3 protein-coding genes are annotated in these 3,463 nt (G+C 30.8%); all 3 read left to right on the top strand.

Annotated features, from left to right (window positions below; genetic code table 11):
• Positions 1-26: 26 nt before the first annotated feature.
• Complete coding sequence (locus ACRDDY_RS07510; RefSeq protein ID WP_438564331.1) at positions 27-1,193, top strand: iron-containing alcohol dehydrogenase; 1,167 nt, start codon at positions 27-29, stop codon at positions 1,191-1,193.
• 643 nt (positions 1,194-1,836) lie between these two features.
• Entirely contained in the window at positions 1,837-2,373 is a 537-nt protein-coding gene (locus tag ACRDDY_RS07515) for a tryptophan transporter (RefSeq protein WP_438564332.1), read from the top strand.
• A 220-nt stretch (positions 2,374-2,593) separates the two neighbouring features.
• The coding region (locus ACRDDY_RS07520) for an N-acetylmuramoyl-L-alanine amidase family protein (RefSeq protein ID WP_438564330.1) at positions 2,594-3,463 on the top strand (870 nt) is incomplete at its 3' end.

A 3,463-nucleotide genomic window follows, 5' to 3' on the forward strand; every position in this document is an offset into this window, starting at 1 on the left:
AATTTAAAGAGGGAGATGAGTTTTATATGGCACGTTTTACATTACCAAGAGACTTATATCATGGAAAGGGTTCTTTAGAGATTTTAAAAACTATAAAGGGAAAGAAAGCCATGGTAGTTGTTGGTGGAGGTTCAATGAAAAAGTTTGGTTTTTTAGATAAAGTTATTTCTTATCTTGAAGAAGCTAAAATAGAAGTTAAAGTTTTTGAAGGTGTAGAGCCAGACCCATCAGTAGAAACAGTTATGAAGGGTGCAGAGGAAATGAGAAACTTTAATCCAGATTGGATTGTAGCTATGGGTGGAGGTTCTCCAATAGATGCAGCTAAAGCTATGTGGATTTTCTATGAGTATCCTGACTTTACTTTTGAAGAGGCAGTAGTTCCATTTGGATTACCAGAACTTAGACAAAAAGCTAAATTTATAGCAATTCCATCTACAAGTGGAACAGCAACAGAGGTAACAGCATTTTCAGTAATAACAAATTATACTGAAAAGATTAAATACCCATTAGCAGATTTTAACTTAACACCAGATATAGCAATAGTAGATCCAGAACTTGCACAAACAATGCCTAAAAAGTTAGTTGCACATACAGGAATGGATGCATTAACTCATGGTATTGAAGCGTACACAGCAGCATTTAGATCAAACTTTTCAGATCCACTTGCAGCAAAGGGAATTAAAATGGTTGTAGACTATATTCTGGATTCTTACAATGGAGATATTAAGGCCAGAGAGGAAATGCATGATGCTCAATGTTTAGTTGGAATGGCATTTTCAAATGCATTACTTGGAATAGTTCATTCAATGGCACATAAAACAGGAGCAGTATTTCATATACCACATGGATGTGCAAATGCAATATTCTTACCATATGTAATAAATTATAATAGAAAAAATTGTGAAGACAGATATGCAGCACTTGGAAGAATGCTGAAATTAGAAGGTGAAACAGATAAAGAGCTTACAGATTCTTTAGTTAATATGATAGATGACTTAAATACTAAATTAGATATTCCACATACAATGAAAGAGTATGGAGTAACTGAAGAAGACTTTAAAGATAACTTAGAATTTATCGCTAAAAATGCAGTGTTAGATGCATGTACAGGTTCAAACCCAAGAGAGATAGATGATAAGACAATGGAGAAATTATTTACTTGTGCTTACTATGGGCAAGAAGTAGATTTTTAGAGAAGCTCACAATTACTAAAAACTTCATATATAAAAATTAAGAATTTAGAATTGGGGGAATTGGAAGTAATTCTGTGGAGCTCAAAATTTATCTGGCGATAAATTTTATCGTGGGAGAGAGTTTTGAGTTGAAATTTAATGAATAACGAAAGTATTGGATTAGATAAATTTTAAAAAGGGTTCACAGAAAAGGTTGAATGGTATATAATGGAATTATGAATAAAGAATCCTTTGATGAGGAAGAGTAGGTAAGATAGCTTTGATTAAAGAGAGCTTGGGATGGTGGAAGCTGAGCATGAAGAGTTTTATTGAATGGGCCTTTGAGGAATGGTAGGAAATCTATTGTGTTTAGAGAGTAAAGACCATAGGGTGTCTCCCTATACAGAGACTAGAGTATGTTAGTACTTGAAAAAGAGAGATGTTTTATACAAATATTTATTTATAGATAAATATTTTAAAGATAAAGCATAAGTTAGGTGGCAACGCGGAATATTTTCGTCCTATGTTTAAGTACATAGGGCGTTTTTTATATTTAAAAATAATTTTAGAAGGAGGTGGATTTTGATGAAGTGAAGGAAAGATTTAAAGAGGGATAATAATAAAAATAATTTAATTTTAAGGAGAGAGAATAGATATGAGAAATATGAAAACAAAGAAAATGGTAATAAATGCTTTAATGCTTGGAATTGGAGCAGTGCTTCATCAATTAACACCAGCACTTGGACTTCCGATGCAACCTGATTTTGCACTTGCAATGCTTTTTATAATTGTAATTTTAAATGATGGTGATTATAAAACTTCTTTAATTTGTGGAGTTATTACAGGAATGTTTACGGCACTTACTACAAAGTTTCCAGGAGGACAGCTTCCTAATATGATTGATAAAATTATTACTGTACATGTAGTGTTTTTTATTTTATATGTACTGAAAAACATGAGTATCATGAAAAGGCTTAATGAGATGAAGGGAAAACTTATTCAATGTTTTATAATTCTTGGAGTTGGAACATTTGTATCTGGTGTAACTTTTTTAGTTTCAGCAAGTATATTAGTTGGACTTCCAGCTTCTTTTAATGGATTATTTATGACAGTTGTTGTTCCGGCAGTAATTATAAATATAGTTGTAGGATTATTCTTATTTAAACTTGTAGAAACATCATTAAAAAGAGCAATAGTATAGTATAAAAGTTAATGTATAAAGTAGGGTAGCACTAAGGTTTTTTTATAAGAGATTTTAGTGCTGTTTTTTGAGTTAAAAAAGAGACAGGTGTGATAAAAATGTATATTAATGGGATAAAAGTGTTGAAAAGGGTGTCGAAATAATTTATAATCAATAATATGAATAGGATTTGAACTTAAGATTAATATAAAATGAATTAAATTGGGGGAAAAATAAAATTATGAATAGGAAAAGACTAAATACTATTATAAAGGCTACTACTATACTTATTGCTGTTTCTGTAGGTTCTATATTTGGGGGAATTATTGATGCAGAAGCTACTACTAAAAATTTAGAACAAGAACTTATATCTGTTGTTAATGAATATGGAGATGAAGAAGTTGTTATAGAAGATGGAATTTCTTTAAGAAAAGGTGAAAAATTAGACCTTTCAAAATATAAAGGATGGAAAGTATCTAATGAAAGTATATTATCTTTAGAAAATGGAGTGGCTACGCCTAAAAATACAGGAACCGTTTTTTTAAGTAATAAAATAGGTAATAAAGTTCATATAATAGAAGTATATGTTCCTAGTAGTAATGCTACATATGTACAACCTAATAATACAAAAGTAGATAGAAATTATTATAAAGTATTTATAGATCCAGGTCATGGAGGATATGATAATGGAGCTGAAGGGAATGGATTATATGAAGATAACTTAACACTTCAAATATCACAAAAGGTAAAGAAGCTTTTAGTTGATAGAGGAATTGAAGTTAAAATGAGTAGAGAAAATGATACATTTGTAGGACTTGGAGAAAGAGCTGAAATGGCAAATGCTTATGGAGCCGATCTTTATGTATCACCTCATATAAATTCATTTACATCAGCAAGTGCAAATGGAATAGAGACATATTATCATAGAGACAAGGGAGCATATAAACCCTTAAGTGATAATATTCAAAGTAATGCAATTAAAGAAACAGGTGCATATAATAGAGGAGTAAAAAATGCAAATTTTGCAGTTTTAAGAGAAAGCAAAATGCCATCATCATTATTTGAAGCAGGATTTATTAGTAATCCACAAGAAGCTGCAAAAATGGCAACA

Origin of the sequence: Clostridium sp. (assembly GCF_051656525.1) — a bacterium.
Taxonomy (GTDB): domain Bacteria; phylum Bacillota; class Clostridia; order Clostridiales; family Clostridiaceae; genus Clostridium.